This is a genomic window from Aminobacter aminovorans, assembly GCF_900445235.1.
GTDB lineage: Bacteria > Pseudomonadota > Alphaproteobacteria > Rhizobiales > Rhizobiaceae > Aminobacter > Aminobacter aminovorans.
In genome coordinates, this window is sequence record NZ_UFSM01000001.1 from 3740342 (window position 1) to 3756341 (window position 16000).

The window sequence follows — 16000 nt, forward strand, 5'->3', positions numbered from 1 at the left end:
CCGGAGGTTAAGTAATTGATCCGTCAAGGTCAAGGACCGATCCCATGACCTTTTCAAGACGCTGCGCGAAGGCTTGAGCCCGCGCGATCACCACCTCACGAGCACGGCGCCCCAGGTGAAACCGCCGCCCATCGCCTCGAGCATCACAAGGTCGCCCTTCTTGATGCGTCCGTCGGCAACCGCCGCCGACAGCGCCAGCGGCACAGACGCAGCCGAGGTGTTGCCATGCAGATGCACGGTTACAACAGCCTTTTCCTCCGCAATGCCGAGCTTCTTGGCCGAAGCGTCGATGATGCGCTTGTTGGCCTGGTGCGGCACGAACCAATCCAGCGTGTCGGCGGAAACGCCCGTCTGGGCGAAGACGTCCTCGATGACGTCGGTGATCATGCCGACGGCATGCTTGAAGACCTCGCGGCCTTCCATCTTGAGATGGCCGACGGTGCCGGTGGTGGACGGCCCACCGTCGACATAGAGCTTGTCCTTGTGGGTTCCGTCGGAGCGCAGGCTGGCGGCGAGCACGCCGCGGTCGGCAACAGTGCCCTCGCCTTGCTGGGCTTCCAGCACCAGCGCGCCGGCGCCATCGCCGAACAGCACGCAGGTCGAGCGGTCGCTCCAGTCGAGAATGCGCGAGAACGTCTCGGAACCGATCACCAGCACACGCTTGGCAAGGCCACCCTTGATGTAAAGGTCGGCGGTGGTGACGGCGTAGACGAAGCCGCTGCACACCGCCTGCATGTCGAAGGCGAAGCCATGGCGCATGCCGAGCCGGTTCTGGATCTCGACTGCGGTGGCGGGAAAGGTGTTGTTCGGCGTCGAGGTGGCGAGCACGATCAGGTCGATATCATCGGGCGTCAGGCCGGCATTGTCGAGCGCTGCACGGGCGGCAGCCTCGCCGAGCGAGGCTGTCGTCTCGTCGTCGGCGGCGATGTGGCGCTGACGGATGCCAGTGCGCTGGGCGATCCACTCGTCCGAGGTCTCGACCATGCCTTCGAAATCGGCGTTCTTCATGATGCGGCGGGGCAGCGCTGAACCAATGCCGCGCACAACTGATCTGATCACGTTGAAAAAATCCTATTCCTGATCTTCGACCGCGGCCGCGGGGCGGCCCATTGCAGCATGCGGGTTGCGTGCGTGAAACAGGTCGAGGTCGGCTTCGATGCGGTCGAGCAGCCGATTCCGGACCATATCATAGGCCATTTCGATGGCAGCGGCGAAGCCGTCGGCGTCGGCGCCGCCATGGCTTTTCACCACGATGCCATTGAGGCCGAGGAACACGCCGCCATTGGCGCGACGCACGTCCATCTTCTCGCGCAGGCGGTCGAAGGCGCCCTTGGCGAAAATGTAGCCGATCTTGGCCATCAGCGTGCGGCTCATCGCTTCACGCAGATAGCCGGCGATCTGGCGCGCCGTGCCTTCGGCGGTCTTAAGGGCGATGTTGCCGGAAAAGCCTTCGGTAACGACCACGTCGGTGGTGCCCTTGCCGATGTCGTCGCCCTCGACAAAGCCCTGGTAATTCATCGAGGCCATGTTGGCCTCGCGCAACATGCGCCCGGCTTCCTTGACCTCTTCCTGGCCCTTGATCTCCTCGACGCCGACATTGAGCAGGCCGACAGTCGGCCGGTCGATGCCGAACAGCGCCCGCGCCATGCCGGTGCCCAGGATGGCGAAATCGGTGAGCTGGTGCGCATCCGCGCCGATGGTGGCGCCAACGTCGAGCACGACGCTCTCGCCGCGCGCCGTCGGCCACAGGGCAGCGATGGCGGGGCGATCGATCGTCGCCATTGTGCGCAGGCAGAATTTCGACATCGCCATCAGCGCGCCGGTGTTGCCGGCGGAGACGCAGGCATCTGACGTGCCCGACTTGACCGCTTCGATCGCCTTCCACATCGACGACTTCCAGCGGCCCTGGCGCAGCGCCTGGCTCGGCTTGTCGTCCATGCGCACGGCGACCTCGCAGTGCACGAACTCGCTGACGGCAGCAAGCTTGGGCTGCTTGGCAAGCTCGGGACGGACCACTTCTTCGCGGCCATAGATGATGAAGCGAATATCGGTGCGCCTGGTGGCGACCTTGGCCAGGGCAGGAATGATCACGGAAGGACCGTGATCGCCGCCCATGGCATCAATGGAAATCTTGATCACGCGTCGGTCATCTCACTGTTGGCGTAGCTGGGCACGCAAAAGTCCGGCGAAAGTAACGGTTTTGGATAACCGCACAACCGGGATTACGCGAAACGGCGGGCGTTTTCAAAGCTTCTTGGATATTAGACGGAGCTTTTTCTGGAATTCGCTCTCGACCGGCTCGACGACATCGTCATCGGTGCTGGCGACTGCGACGCCGGTCTTGCGCGGATAAGGATCGATGGCGAGACCAAAGAACTCCTCGGCAAGCGCACCGACATCGATGGTGTCGCCAGTGAAGGTTTCGGGCGCGTCGGGCCCCTCCGCATCGAGCAGGATCTCGCCTGCCGCGTTGAAGCCTTGCCTGGCAAGCTTGGAATCCTCGGGCAGGAAGACGCCCTCGACATCCTCGTCGATCACCGATTCAACGGGCTCGAGCGTGACGACGCATGCCTGGGTGATCTCTGCCTGGACCCGGCCGCGAACCTTGACGCCGTTGCGCTTCCATTTGGTGACAAGCAGGTCCGCCTTGTAGCGCTCGACCGAGGTCAGCCCATGCACCTCGGCCAGTGCGGCACGATGGGCGGCATCGGCATCGACTGTTACAGCCATGCCCTTCTGCGGCAGCCTGGCGACATTGACCTTGAATGAAACCGGGCTCGGGGTCTCGTCAGGCATCATGGGTGGCCTCCTTCAGGCTGCCAGCGGCGCCGGATATGACAATTTGCCGGCACATATGTCTTCCGACGGCTGCTCGGCAAGGGCGCGATTCGCCGCAAAGACATATTCGGCGAGTGCGACGGCTTCCGGCCACTCCTTCACCTCGGGGCGGACATTGCGCAAAAGTGCCGCAGCAAGTGCCGGATGATCGTCGCCTTCGAGCGCGTTCTTGTAGGATTCGGTGCGGCCGTAGAACATCTTGGCCAGCTTCTTCATGCGCTTGGGAACGCCGACGTCGCTGATGCCGAGTTCGCGCAGCGAATGGTCGACGTCGAGGAAGAACTCGTCGATCAGACGCTGGGCAATGTCGGCAGGCGCCCCCGGCTCACCGCGCAAACGGTGCTGGAACAGGAACATGTGCAGCGAAAGCATCTCGAAACGGCCAAGCGGCGTGTCGGGAACATTCCATGCGGAATAAAATGGTTCCTGCCGCGCGGCCGCCACGATTCGTGTATAGAGCGCCTCGGTGATGGCGCGATTGGCTTGGCGTTCACGGCCAAACAGACGCTGGAACATTTTGAGGGCGGTCTCCCGGGGACCCGTTTCGCTTAGTGGCCTTGTTGCATCGGCGCGCAAGCTGGTTTACCGGTTTTGCGGCTTCGCGCAAGCAGGGGCTCTGGCACGACAGGATGGAGTTGTTGTTGCACTCGCTGAAATTCAAGATGCCATTTTCGTTGCGTCCGGCCGGCGCCGTGTCGCTGATCGTGGCCGCTGCCGCGCTGTCGGCATGCAACACCTCGAAGACGTTCGGTGACCTGACCCCCAGCGAGACGCTGACCCAGGGCTACGTCATCGACCAGCAGTCGATCGACTCCGTGCCGGTGGGCTCGAGCCGCGAGCAGGTGCTGCTCGCTCTCGGCACGCCGTCGACGACAGCGACCTTCGACAATGAGGTGTTCTACTACATCTCCCAGACGCGCAGGCGCGCAGTCGCCTTCGCCAAGCCGAAGCTGATCGAACAGCGCGTGCTCGCCGTCTATTTCGGCGCCGATGGCCGCGTCTCCAACATCGCCAATTACGGCATGCAGGAAGGCAAGGTGTTCGACTTCATCTCGCGCACGACGCCGACAGGCGGCAAGGACCAGAACTTCCTCGGCCAGTTGCTTTCGGGCGCGGGCAAGATGGGTTCCAGTGCTGCCAGCAGCATCTTCGGCGGCTGATCCGCCGACTGGGGTTCAAGAATCTCAGGCAACAGGACCCGCGGAAGCAATTCCGCGGGTTTTTCTTTGGCCGGCACGGCTGCAACGAAAAACCCCGCCCGCAGATGTTGCGGACGGGGCGTTTATCTCTGCCTCGGAGAGGCAAGGATGCCGGCGGGATCAGCCGCCGCTATGCGCGAGCACGGCAAGCAGCAGCAGTGCGACGATGTTGGTGATCTTGATCGCGGGGTTCACCGCCGGACCGGCGGTGTCCTTGTACGGATCGCCCACGGTGTCGCCAGTCACCGACGCCTTGTGCGCCTCCGAGCCCTTCAGGTGCTTGACGCCATCCTTGTCGGTGAAGCCGTCCTCGAACGACTTCTTGGCGTTGTCCCAGGCGCCGCCGCCCGACGTCATCGAGATCGCAACGAACAGGCCGTTGACGATGACGCCGAGCAATGAGGCACCCAGGGCCGCGAAGGCCGAGGCCTTGGAACCCGAGATCAGCAGCACGCCGAAATAGACGACGAGCGGTGCCAGCACCGGCAGCAGTGACGGGATGATCATTTCCTTGATCGCCGCCTTGGTCAGGATGTCGACGGCGCGGGCATAGTTGGGCTTCGAGGTGCCCTTCATGATGCCCGGATCCTCGCGGAACTGCTTGCGCACTTCCTCGACGATCGAACCCGCGGCACGGCCGACGGCGGTCATGGCAATGCCGCCGAACAAGTAGGGAATGAGGCCGCCGAAGATCAGGCCGGCGACGACGTAAGGGTTGGACAGGTCGAAGGACACCGTGCCGATGTCGGCGAAGTACGGGAACTGCGCGCTGTTGGCGGCAAAGTACTGCAGGTCGTAGCTGTAGGCGGCAAACAGCACCAGCGCGCCGAGACCGGCCGAACCGATGGCATAGCCTTTGGTGACGGCCTTGGTGGTGTTGCCGACCGCATCGAGCGCGTCGGTCGAATGACGCACTTCCTTGGGCAGGCCAGCCATCTCGGCAATGCCGCCGGCATTGTCGGTGACCGGACCGAAGGCATCGAGCGCCACGATCATGCCGGCGAGGCCGAGCATGGTGGTGACGGCGATTGCCGTGCCGAACAGGCCGGCAAGCTGGAAGGTGGAGATGATGCCGCCGACGATGACGATAGCCGGAAGTGCCGTCGATTCGAGCGACACGGCCAGGCCCTGGATGACATTGGTGCCATGACCGGTGACCGACGCCTGGGCGATCGAATTGACCGGACGCTTGTTGGTGCCGGTGTAGTATTCGGTGATGACGACGATGAGCCCCGTCACCACCAGGCCGATCAGGCCGCAGATGAACAGGTTCTGACCGGTGATCACGACACCGCCCCCGGTGCCGATTTCACCCCAGCCGACAGTTAGCGAGGTCGCCGCACCCAGGCCGATGATGGACAGCAGGCCGGTGACGATCAGGCCTTTGTAGAGCGCGCCCATGATCGAGCCGTTGGCGCCCAGCTTGACGAAGAAGGTGCCGACGATCGAGGTGATGATGCAGGCGCCGCAGATGGCGAGCGGGTAGAGCATCACGTTGGAGAGAACTTCGGTTCCGCCGAAGAAGATGGCACCGAGCACCATGGTGGCGACGACGGTCACGGCATAGGTTTCGAAAAGGTCGGCCGCCATGCCGGCGCAGTCGCCGACATTGTCGCCGACGTTGTCGGCGATGGTGGCGGGGTTGCGCGGATCATCCTCGGGGATGCCGGCTTCAACCTTGCCGACGAGATCGCCGCCGACATCCGCACCCTTGGTGAAGATGCCGCCGCCGAGACGGGCGAAAATCGAGATCAGGGAAGCACCAAAGCCAAGCGCCACCAGCGAATCGATGACGATGCGGTCGGCGGGCGCGTGACCCATCGGTCCGGTCAGAACGAGGTAGTAGACGGAAACGCCAAGCAAGGCGAGGCCCGCAACCAGCATGCCGGTGATCGCACCCGACTTGAAGGCGATGTCGAGGCCGGCGGCCAGGCTGTTGGAGGCGGCCTGTGCAGTCCGCACATTGGCCCGGACCGAAACATGCATGCCGATGAAGCCGGCTGCCCCCGAAAGCACTGCACCAATCAAAAAGCCGATCGCCGCGGTCGCGGAAAGCAGCCACCATGCGAGCAGGAACACGACGACGCCGACGATGGCGATTGTTGTGTATTGGCGCGCCAGATATGCCTGCGCACCTTCTCGGATGGCGGCGGAGATTTCCTGCATGCGCGCATTGCCCTGGTCGGCCGCGAGGACCGACTGAGTCGCCCATATGGCGTAAAGGACAGATAGCAGGCCGCAGGCGATGACGACGTAAAGCATTGTCATTGCCAATTCTCTTCCCTGATTGTGCCCGGAATTCCCCTCCCCGGGCTAGTGAACGAGACCGGCAGCCATTACGCGGTTTCCGGCCCCTGGCGAACAATCCGAAACAGGGCAGCGCACGTCAAGATATCGAAAAGGTGTTTCTCGGCTTTCGCCGCCCCGTTATTGCAGACAGTCCAGTTTTAGCGCGCCGTGCATCCGGCAGGACGCACAAAACACGCTTTAACTGGCAAGATTTGCGCATCGTGCTTTGCAAAAAAACGATTCCGATTTTCGGGGGATCAGGCCAGATCGCGATCCGGCTGATTGACGAAGATCAGCACTGCCAACATGGTCATGTAGAATTTGAAGGCGGCCTCCTGGCCGTTCCATGTGCTTGACTGCCACATGGCGAACCATTCGCCGCCGACGACCATGAAGCCGAGGAACCAGACAAGGAAGCCCATTGTGGCACCGATGACGACAAAACCCTTGGCGTCGTCGAACTGCCTGCCTGACCCCTTGCGCGCCTGCCAGAGTTGCAGCGCGGCGATCAGGAACAGCACGCAGGTGAGCCCCTCGCCGAAAATGATCAGCCAGTAGCCGACGGTCCACAGTGTCGGACTGGTGATCGAGCGATACATCAACGCATTGCCCGGGAAGGTGGTGTCCATGCTCAGCACATGCTGGACGAAGGCGAAATTGGAGCCGTAGTCGGTGATGTTGCCGAACGCCACAAGAAAGGCGAAAGCTGCGAGACAAAGACACATCACGATCTTAGAGAGACGCCAAACCATGGCAAAAACTCCTTCAAATGACAGACCGGGGCATCAGCCAGATCAATCACCGAGTCTCGGCAGCGGCGCAACAGCTGAGAAGGTCGAAGTCACACTGACAGGTTCAGCCAGGATCCATGCCAGCAAGACCGGCCTGGACGTCGTGCTCAAGGCGCTGGCGCTTTCGCCCGAATGCCAGACGGGCGATGTGGTCACCGTGCACTCAGGTGGCACCGGCCATGATTTCGCGGTGCTGCGCCGCCGGTGGATCGTCGGCACAACCGGTCACCGGCTTGAGATCACGCTCGATTATCCCGTCCGTGGCCGGTAGCACTAGGCTGCCTGCGCCACCTGCCCCATGCGCCTTGCCGCCATGCGCTCCAGTGCCGACAGCGCGTCGTAGATCAGAACGGCAAGGGCCGCGACGATCAGGCCGCCTTGCAGGACGAAGGCCAGGTTGTTTGATTGCAGCCCGGCGATGATGACCTCGCCGAGCGTCTTGGCGGCAACGGTGGAGCCGATGGTGGCGGTGGCGAGACTGATGACAACCGATAACCGGATGCCGGCGAGCATGACCGGCACGCTGAGCGGCAGCTCGACCTTGAGCAAGCGTTGCCAACCGGTCATGCCGGCACCTCGGGCCGCCTCGACGATGTTGGCCGGCGTGGTGGTAAGGCCGGTCAGCGTGTTTTCGAAGATCGGCAGCAGGCCGTAGAGAAACAGCGCGATCAGCGTCGGCTTCTCGCCAAAACCGACGGCGGGAACGGCAAGCGCCAGCACAGCGACCGGCGGGAAGGTCTGGCCGATATTCACCAGGCTGCGCGACAGGGGCAGGAACTCGGCGCCGACAGGTCGGGTAACCAGGATTGCGAGCGCGACCGCAACCACAATCGCCGCCGCGGTGGCAATCGCGACGGTGCGCAGATGCAGCAGCGCCAGCGACAGCAGGCTGCCCTGGTTGTAGACCGCCGGCGCGCCATTCTGGGTGAGCGGCTTGAGCAGCGGCTCGAACCACAGCGGATTGGTCAGGAACGCAACCAGCAGCGCCAGCAGGCAAAGGCGCAGCAGGAGCGGAATCCAGGCCTTCATTGCGGCCTCGCGGCACGTTTCAGCAGGCTTTCGACCGTCACGCGGCCAAGGGCAGCGCCATTCTCGGCGATTACCGGCATGGCGGCGCGGCCCGACCACAACAATTCGGCCAGCGCGTCGCGCTGGCTTGCCTCAGCGCGTATCCCCTCGCCCGCAGCCTGGCCGGGCTCGACCGCATCAGCGACCGAGCCAAGCGACAGAAGCTTGAACGGACGGTCGGAGGCACCGATCAACGTCTCGACGAAGTCGCTGGCGGGTCGCGCAAGAATCTCGGCAGGTGTCGCATACTGGATCAGACGGCCGGCATCCATGACGGCGATGCGGTCGCCGAGATGGACCGCTTCCTCCATGTCGTGGGTAACGAGGATTATGGTGGTGCCAAAGCGTTTCTGGATCGCCAGCAGGTCTTCCTGCGCCTTGGTGCGGATGATCGGGTCGAGCGCGCCGAACGGCTCGTCCATCAACAGCACGTTGGGTTCGGCGGCGAGCGCGCGGGCGACGCCGACGCGCTGCTGCTGGCCGCCCGACAGCTCATGCGGATAGCGCGGCCCAAAGGCTGCGGGATCGAGCTGCAGCAACGACAGCAGCTCGTCGACCCGGGCCTTGATGCGGGCGGCATCCCAGCCGAGCAGCGCGGGCACGGTGGCGATGTTCTGCGCCACCGTGCGGTGCGGAAACAGGCCATTGCCCTGGATGGCGTAGCCGATGCTGCGGCGAAGCTGGTGGCCAGGCACCGAGCGGTTGTCCGTACCGTCGAGCTTGATCGTACCGGAGGTCGGCTCGACCAGGCGGTTGATCATGCGCAGCAGCGTCGTCTTGCCTGAACCGGAGGTGCCGACGATCACGGTGACCGTGCGCGGCTCGATGACCATCGAGACGTCGTCGACCACCGTTGTCTCGCCATAACGCTTGGTGATGTGTTCGATTTCGATCATGCAGCAGCCACTTCAGTGGATTTGCGGGTCGCGATGGTTTCGACCACCGCGTCGAGAATAATGGCGGCGGCAAAGGCCAGCGCCACCGTCGGCACAGCACCGAGCAGGACGAGGTCCATCGCCGTCTGGCCGACACCCTGGAAGACGAAGACGCCGAAGCCGCCGCCGCCGATCAGCGCGGCAATGGTGGCAAGGCCGATGTTCTGGACCAGGACGATGCGGATACCGGTCAGTATGACCGGAAAGGCAAGCGGGAACTCGACGTTCCTCAGCCGCTGCCAGCCGGTCATGCCCATGCCGCGCGCCGCGTCGTTGGCTGCACGCGGCACGCCGGCAAGGCCGACGACGGTGTTGGCGACCACCGGCAGCAGCGAATAGAGAAACAGTGCAACGAAGGCCGGCGCAGCACCGATGCCGCGGATGCCGAGCGCTGAGGCACCGGGAACATTGGCTGCGACCCAGCCGAGCGGCGCGATCAGGATGCCGAACAGCGCAATGCTCGGAATGGTCTGGATGATGTTGAGCACGTTGAGCACGCCGGCCCGCAGCGCCTCGACACGATGGCAAAGGATGCCGAGCGGCAGACCGACAAGAACGGCACCAACCAGCGAGCCAAGCGCGAGTTCGACATGACGCCTCGCCTCGTTCCAGAAACTGTCGGCGCGATTGGCGTATTCCTTGAGGATCGACAGACTGTCCCATTGCCCTGAGGCAAGCAGCAGCCAGACTGCCGCGGCGGCCACTGCAAGCACGAAAACACGCCCGGTCGGCGACAACTGCAGCCGGGTCAGGACATCGGCGAGCAACAAGGTGAAGGCAAAGATCAAGACCCAGAAACCGGAGGCCGGCGAGATACGGGCGAAGGTGTTGCCTTCAGGGGTCAGGTGGCTGCCGGCGACGCCGATGAGCAACGCGAGTGCGACAAGCGCCACGACGCTGGCGCCAAGCCGGGCAACGAGAGGTGTCTTGAACAAGGCAACGAGGCCCGCGGCTACCAGAATGGCCAGTAGAGCCATAGCCAATGGCTGCGGCAACGCCTCGATGATGGAACGAGGTTCGCCCGCCACGATGCGGTTGGCGCGGAAAGTGGCAAATGGCGCGATCAAGGCGCCATAACAGGCGATCGCGGCGATCACCACGCCAAGCTTGTCGAACCTGATGCCCACGACTTCGATGCGTCCCCGGTTCCGTCGGCGCGCGCCCTCTTGCATGACCCCGAAAATCGGAATCGATTCTCGGAAAAGGCCATGCACGGATTCTCGATATTGCAGCACTGCGCGTCCGGAAGGGACGCACAGTGCTGTATGCGAGGCGCGCCGGGGAAGCTTACTTCAGAAAGCCATTCTTCTTCAGGAAATCTTCAGCGACCGCCTTGGCCGGCTCACCGCCGACCTGAACGCGGCCATTGAGCTCCTGCAGCGTGACGAGATCGAGCTTCTCGAACACCGGCTTGAGCAGGGACTCGATTTGCGGGTGCTCCTTGAGCACGGCTTCGCGGATGATCGGCGCCGGCTGGTAGACCGGCTGCACGCCCTTGTCGTCGTCGAGGACGACGAGGCCGGACGGCGCGATACCGCCGTCGGTGCCATAGACCATGGCGGCATTGGCGCCGTTGGTCTGGTTGGCGGCAGCGCCGATGGTGGCAGCGGTATCACCGCCGGAGAGCGTGATCAGTTGCTCGGGCTTGAGCGTGAAACCGTAGGTGGTCTGGAACGCCGGCAGTGCTGCTGCCGAATTGACGAATTCGGACGACGCGGCCAGCACGACGGTGCCGCCGCCGGCGACATATTTGCCAAAGTCGCTGAGCGAGGCGAGCTTGTTGGTTTCCGCCACATCCTTGCGCAGCGCGATCGCCCAGGTGTTGTTGGCCGGCGACGGTGACAGCCAGACGATCTTGTTGGCGTCGTAATCGAGCTTCTTGGCGGTCTCAAAACCCTTGGCGGCGTCCTTCCAGAGCGGGTCATCGGCCTTTTCAAAGAAGAAGCCGGCATTGCCGGTATATTCGGGATAGATGTCGATCTCGCCAGCTGTGATCGCCTTGCGCACGACAGGCGTCGCACCGAGCTGGATGCGGTCGGTGGTGGCGATGTTGTTGGCATCGAGCACGGCCTTGATGATGTTGCCGAGCACGCCGCCTTCGGTGTCGATCTTGGAAGACACCACCACCTGCGCGCTCGCGGCGCCGGTGGCGAGGCCGAGCGCGATGAACGCTGCGGCGATTGTCGTGGTGTGACGCATGGTGAAGCCCCTTTTCATTCCCGGAATTCGGTGGCCGCATAAGAGCATGGCGACCTAACGTTCGTCGGGGCATACGGTTTCACAATGCGCGGGGCATGCGCAATATTTTTTTGTGCTTCGAAGAAATCGGCGGCGAATGCTGCCGACAACGTACTGTCAGGTGGCTTGGCGCCGACGTGTCAGTGAAAGAGTCGCCAGCGCTCCAAGGCTGACCGCGCAAACCGGGAAGACGATCCAGTTGAGCATTTCCCAGCCATAGGCGTTGTAGACCGCGCCCGACATCAGCGAGGAGAAAGCGACGGCACCGAACAGGACGAAATCGTGGAAGCCCTGGACCTTACCCTTCTCCGACGGACGATAGGTATCGGCGACGATCGCGGTCGAGCCGATGAAGCCGAAATTCCAGCCAAGACCGAGCAGGATCAGCGCGGTCCAGAATTGCCATAGTGCGATGCCTGAAAGGGCAACGACGGCACAAAATATCAGGAGCAGCAGGCCGAGCGCCACGATGCGTTCGGCGCCGAAGCGCTGGATCAGCCGGCCGGTGAAGAAGCTTGGGCCGAACATCGCCATGACGTGCCAGGAAATGCCAAGGGTCGCTTCGTCGGGCGAGAAGCCGCAGCCGACCATCGCCAGCGGCGCGCCGGTCATGACGAAGCTCATCAGCGTGTAGGTGCCGACACCGCAGATCAGGGCGGCCGCAAATCGCGGCTGGGAGACGATCTCCATCAACGGGCGCACATCCGACTGGTCGACGGCGGCAGCGGTGCCGGCGCTCGGCTTGACGCGCAGGAACGCCAGGATGACGGCGCCGACGGCCGAAAGCCCGATGATCGCGGCAAAGGAGCCGGCGAACATGATCGGCGCAAACAGTTCGCGGGTGAAGATGACGATCTGCGGCCCCAAAATGGCGGTAATGATGCCGCCGGCCAGGACGAACGAAATGGCATTTGCCTTGAATTCAGGCGGCGCGTTGTCGGCGGCGGCAAAACGGAACTGCTGCACGAACGCATTGCCGATGCCGATGACCAGCAGGCCGAAGGCGAACAGCCAGAATTCGGAGCGGAACAAGGCGAGAGTCGCAACGGCGCCACCGGCAGCGGTGACGGCCGTGCCGAACATGAAGCCGCCGCGCTGGCCAAGTCCGCGAATGATCGCAGCCGCCGGCAACGCGCCAAGCGCCATGCCGACGCTGAAGCCGGTGACAGGCGCGGTAGCCAGCGACTTGTCTGTATCAAGCAGATAGAAACCGGCGAGTCCGCCGATGGACAGTGCTATCGGGGCGGCAGAACCGATGATGGCTTGCGATGCGGCGAGAATATATGCTGTTCGCCGCGCTTCGCGTTCGCCACCTATCATAATGCGTCCTTGCCCTTGCCTTCACCGCGCAGCTTGCGCGAGACACGATCCAGTACCGCGTTAACCAGCTTGGGCTCGTCCTCGGCGTAGAATGCCTTGGCGATGTCGACATATTCCGACACGATCACCGCAACCGGCACGTCCTGGCGCTTCATCAACTCGTAGACGCCGGCGCGCAGGATGGCGCGCAAAGTCGAGTCGAGACGCGACAATGGCCAGTCCTCGGTCAGCGACTGGCGGATGACCGGATCGACGACCTTCTGGTTTTCGACGACGCCGGCAAGAATGGCGCGGAACCACTGGGCATCTGCCTCGCGGTAGAGTGCGCCGTCGACTTCCTTGCCAAGGCGAAACGCCTCGTATTCGGCGGTGATTTCGAGCAGGCCGCTGCCGGCCACATCCATCTGATAGAGCGCCTGCACGGCGGCCAGACGGGCGGCGCCGCGCTTGTTGGCGTGGCGGACGGGCGGCTGGCCGTTATCTTCGGAAGACGTCACGAGCGGGCTGCTCCGAGTTTTTCGCGTATGGCGATCATAGAGAGGGCGGCGCGGGCGGCAAAGCCACCCTTGTCACCTTCGGTACGACGCGCACGCGCCCAAGCCTGATCGTCGTTTTCGACAGTCAGAATGCCGTTGCCAACCGCGATCGATTCCGCGACCGACAGATCCATGATTGCGCGGCAGGATTCGTTGGCGACGATATCGAAGTGATAGGTCTCGCCGCGGATGACGGTGCCGAGCGCGACATAGCCGTCATACTGCGTGCCTTCGTCGTCGGCTGCATCGAGCGCGAACGAAATGACGGCCGGGATTTCGAGCGCTCCTGGAACGGTCACGACGTCGTAAGCTGCACCCGCAGCATCCAGCGCGGCCTTGGCGCCGTCCAGCAGCGCGTCCGAAAGGTCGTCGTAGAAGCGCGCCTCGATGATGAGGAGCTTCAGTTTCTTGTCGTTGGCCATGTAAAATCTCCGGCAGGAGCGGCTGACTTAGGCCGAACCGGGTGAGTTCGCAAGCGAAGTGTTAAGCACTGTGGCAGGAAACCGCTGTCCAGCGAGAAGCCGCCTTGCGTCGCCTCAGAGCCCTTCCCTGGCCGCCTCGGCAAGGCGCGCAGCGTAGCGAGCCATGGTGTCGATCTCGAGATTGACGCGGTCGCCAACCTTGCGCTCGCCCCAGGTCGTCACCTGCAGCGAGTGATGGATCAGCAGCACATCGAAGCGGGTGCCCTCGACCTTGTTGACGGTCAGCGACGTGCCGTCGAGCGCAACCGAGCCCTTTGGCGCGATGAACCTGGCCAGATCGCGGGGCGCCTCGAGGCGGAAGCGTACCGCCTCGCCTTCGTCCTCGCGCGAGACGATCTCGGCCATGCCGTCGACGTGACCTGAAACGATGTGGCCGCCGAGTTCGTCGCCGATCTTCAGCGCCCGCTCGAGATTGAGCTTCTGCCCGGCCTTCCAGCTGCTCGCCGTGGTCAGGCGCAGCGCCTCTTCCCATGCCTCGACCTCGAACCAGCGGGCATTAGATGTCGCCTCGGGCAGCGTCACCACGGTCAGGCAGACGCCGGCGCAGGAAATCGATGCACCGATGTCGATGCTCTTCGGATCATAGGCGGTGTCGATGCGCAGGCGGACGCCCTGGTCGAGCTGGGCTGCGGACGCGACTGTGGCCACGTCGGTGACGATCCCGGTAAACATCAGATTTCCCTTATCCATTCGGCAAAACTGTCTTCGCCATAGCGCGCCTCGCGCACCAGGCTGAACCCTGCCGGTATATGGTCGCGCCCGATGGGGGCTGCAATGCCGTCGGTGCCGATGGCTTCGGGGCCATAGAACAGCGCGATGCGATCGACCAGCGCCTCGTCGAGGAAGGCCCGGGCGGTGTCGGCGCCGCCTTCGACGATGATGCGCGACATGCCCTGGTTGCCCAGGTCCTCGAGCAGTTCCGGCAGTGCGACGCGGCCATCATAGGTCTCGGTCGCCAGGAATTTCACCCCGGCGCGCTCCAGTTCCGCCCGGTTGGCGGCGTGGCTGTCCGAACAGGCGGCGACGATGACAGGAACGTCGGATGCAGAACGCGCAAGCTTCGAGGTCGCAGGCAGACGTGTCAGCCTGTCGAGCACGATGCGGGCCGGCGAGCGGCTCCGCAGTCCGGGCAGCCTGACGGTGAGTTCGGGATCGTCTGCGATGGCCGTGCCGATGCCGATCAGGATGGCATCGCATTCGGCGCGCATGACATGGACCTGGCGACGGGCGATTTCGCCGGTTATGCCGATCTGCCCCTCGCCGCGGCGGCCGATCATGCCGTCGGCGGAAAGCGCAAGCTTCAGAATCACTTCCGGGCGCTTTCTCATCGAGCGATTCATGTAGCCGGCGAGCTGGTCGGAGGCCTCCCGGGCCAGAACGCCCTCCTTGACCTCGATGCCGGCACCGCGAAGGATCGCGTAGCCCTTGCCGGAAACACGCGGATCCGGATCGCTGGCGGCGCCGACGACGCGGCTTATGCCTGAGGTAACCAGCGCATTGGCGCAAGGCGGCGTGCGGCCGTGGTGGGCACAGGGCTCGAGCGTGACATAGGCGGTGGCGCCGCGCGCCAGCTCGCCCGCTTCGGCGAGCGCTTCGGCTTCCGCATGCGGCCGCCCGCCAATGGCGGTGACGCCGCGACCGACGATGACGGGTCCATTGCCGTCGTCGCGAACGATGAGCGTGCCGACCGCCGGGTTGGTCGATGTCAGTCCGAGATGCTTGCGCGACAGCCTGAGAGCAGCTGCCATGTAGCGGCGATCAATCCTGTCCTGCCCGGATGCACTGTTTTCGACCATCGTTCAGCTGGCTTCCTCGTCGCCCTTCAGTTCGCCCAGGACCTCATGGAAGTCCTTGGCCTCGCGGAAATTGCGGTAGACGGAAGCAAACCTGACATAAGCGACGTCGTCGAGCGTCTTCAACGCCTCCATCACCAGGCGGCCGATTTCGCCAGACGGAATCTCGGTTTCGCCGGAGCTTTCGAGCTGGCGGACGATGCCGGTGACGGCACGCTCGATGCGCTCGGGATCGACATTGCGCTTGCGCACGGCGATCTCGACCGAACGGGCCAGCTTGTCGCGATCGAACGGCACCTTGCGGCCGGTCTTCTTGAGCACCACGAGGTCGCGCAGCTGGACACGCTCGAAGGTGGTGAAGCGGCCGCCGCAGACCGGGCAGATTCGCCGGCGACGGATCGCGGCACCATCCTCGGCCGGACGCGAGTCCTTCACCTGCGTGTCTTCAGACTGGCAATATGGGCAACGCATCGTTCAGCCTTGTCATTCGAATCCTCGACGGGGAAAGGCT

The 16000-nt window shown here is 63.7% G+C and carries 18 protein-coding genes; 2 read left to right on the forward strand and 16 right to left on the reverse strand.

The features are described from left to right. Positions 1-87: 87 nt before the first annotated feature. The 4 genes from DY201_RS18500 to DY201_RS18515 form a co-directional block, all read right to left on the reverse strand. Positions 88-1059: a beta-ketoacyl-ACP synthase III gene (locus DY201_RS18500; RefSeq protein WP_115732456.1), complete on the reverse strand. Its 972-nt coding sequence runs from the start codon at positions 1057-1059 to the stop codon at positions 88-90. Between the two features lie 12 nt (positions 1060-1071). Next, positions 1072-2139, reverse strand: a complete 1068-nt coding sequence (gene plsX, locus DY201_RS18505) for a phosphate acyltransferase PlsX (RefSeq protein ID WP_115732457.1) — start codon at positions 2137-2139, stop codon at positions 1072-1074. Between the two features lie 105 nt (positions 2140-2244). Further along, positions 2245-2799, reverse strand: a complete 555-nt coding sequence (locus DY201_RS18510) for a YceD family protein (protein WP_115732458.1) — start codon at positions 2797-2799, stop codon at positions 2245-2247. A 12-nt stretch (positions 2800-2811) separates the two neighbouring features. After that, a complete protein-coding gene (locus DY201_RS18515; protein WP_115732459.1) occupies positions 2812-3354 on the reverse strand; it encodes a ubiquinol-cytochrome C chaperone family protein in 543 nt (180 codons plus the stop codon). 113 nt (positions 3355-3467) lie between these two features. Between DY201_RS18515 and DY201_RS18520 the strand changes: the two genes are divergently transcribed. Continuing rightward, positions 3468-3998, forward strand: coding sequence for an outer membrane protein assembly factor BamE (locus DY201_RS18520; RefSeq protein ID WP_172582935.1), 531 nt, complete (start codon positions 3468-3470; stop codon positions 3996-3998). A gap of 159 nt (positions 3999-4157) precedes the next feature. On the opposite strand, the gene DY201_RS18525 is transcribed toward DY201_RS18520, so the two are convergent. Further along, the gene (locus tag DY201_RS18525) at positions 4158-6305 is read right to left on the reverse strand and encodes a sodium-translocating pyrophosphatase (protein ID WP_115732460.1); all 2148 of its coding nucleotides are present in this window, start codon (positions 6303-6305) and stop codon (positions 4158-4160) included. Positions 6306-6583: 278 nt separating this feature from the next. Next, positions 6584-7078 (reverse strand): DUF2165 family protein, encoded by a 495-nt coding sequence (locus DY201_RS18530; RefSeq protein ID WP_115732461.1) that lies wholly within the window; start codon positions 7076-7078, stop codon positions 6584-6586. Between DY201_RS18530 and DY201_RS18535 the strand changes: the two genes are divergently transcribed. Next, positions 7077-7388 carry a hypothetical protein gene (locus tag DY201_RS18535; RefSeq protein ID WP_245432035.1) on the forward strand — a complete coding sequence of 104 codons (312 nt, stop codon included), beginning with the start codon at positions 7077-7079 and terminating at the stop codon, positions 7386-7388. The two genes, DY201_RS18530 and DY201_RS18535, sit on opposite strands and share 2 nt — an antisense overlap. Positions 7389-7390: 2 nt before the next feature. Here DY201_RS18535 and DY201_RS18540 read toward each other — a convergent pair whose 3' ends face one another. The 10 genes from DY201_RS18540 to nrdR form a co-directional block, all read right to left on the reverse strand. Beyond that, positions 7391-8146 (reverse strand): ABC transporter permease, encoded by a 756-nt coding sequence (locus DY201_RS18540; protein ID WP_115732462.1) that lies wholly within the window; start codon positions 8144-8146, stop codon positions 7391-7393. Then, a complete protein-coding gene (locus tag DY201_RS18545; RefSeq protein WP_115732463.1) occupies positions 8143-9081 on the reverse strand; it encodes an ABC transporter ATP-binding protein in 939 nt (312 codons plus the stop codon). Before DY201_RS18545 ends, DY201_RS18540 begins: the two co-directional genes overlap by 4 nt. Next, positions 9078-10292, reverse strand: coding sequence for an ABC transporter permease (locus DY201_RS18550; protein ID WP_172582936.1), 1215 nt, complete (start codon positions 10290-10292; stop codon positions 9078-9080). Before DY201_RS18550 ends, DY201_RS18545 begins: the two co-directional genes overlap by 4 nt. 115 nt (positions 10293-10407) lie before the next feature. After that, a complete protein-coding gene (osmF, locus tag DY201_RS18555; RefSeq protein ID WP_165915940.1) occupies positions 10408-11319 on the reverse strand; it encodes a glycine betaine ABC transporter substrate-binding protein OsmF in 912 nt (303 codons plus the stop codon). Positions 11320-11475: 156 nt separating this feature from the next. Continuing rightward, entirely contained in the window at positions 11476-12678 is a 1203-nt protein-coding gene (locus tag DY201_RS18560; protein ID WP_115732465.1) for an MFS transporter, read from the reverse strand. Next, positions 12675-13175, reverse strand: coding sequence for a transcription antitermination factor NusB (nusB, locus tag DY201_RS18565; RefSeq protein ID WP_115732466.1), 501 nt, complete (start codon positions 13173-13175; stop codon positions 12675-12677). Before nusB ends, DY201_RS18560 begins: the two co-directional genes overlap by 4 nt. Beyond that, on the reverse strand, positions 13172-13636 hold the full coding sequence (gene ribH, locus DY201_RS18570; RefSeq protein ID WP_115732467.1) for a 6,7-dimethyl-8-ribityllumazine synthase: 465 nt from the start codon (positions 13634-13636) through the stop codon (positions 13172-13174). The genes nusB and ribH overlap by 4 nt, the downstream gene beginning before the upstream one ends. A gap of 114 nt (positions 13637-13750) precedes the next feature. Further along, a complete protein-coding gene (locus tag DY201_RS18575; protein ID WP_115732468.1) occupies positions 13751-14368 on the reverse strand; it encodes a riboflavin synthase in 618 nt (205 codons plus the stop codon). After that, entirely contained in the window at positions 14368-15492 is a 1125-nt protein-coding gene (gene ribD, locus DY201_RS18580; protein ID WP_115732469.1) for a bifunctional diaminohydroxyphosphoribosylaminopyrimidine deaminase/5-amino-6-(5-phosphoribosylamino)uracil reductase RibD, read from the reverse strand. The genes DY201_RS18575 and ribD overlap by 1 nt, the downstream gene beginning before the upstream one ends. Before the next feature lie 3 nt (positions 15493-15495). Continuing rightward, the gene (nrdR, locus tag DY201_RS18585) at positions 15496-15960 is read right to left on the reverse strand and encodes a transcriptional regulator NrdR (RefSeq protein WP_067962991.1); all 465 of its coding nucleotides are present in this window, start codon (positions 15958-15960) and stop codon (positions 15496-15498) included. Positions 15961-16000 lie beyond the last annotated feature (40 nt).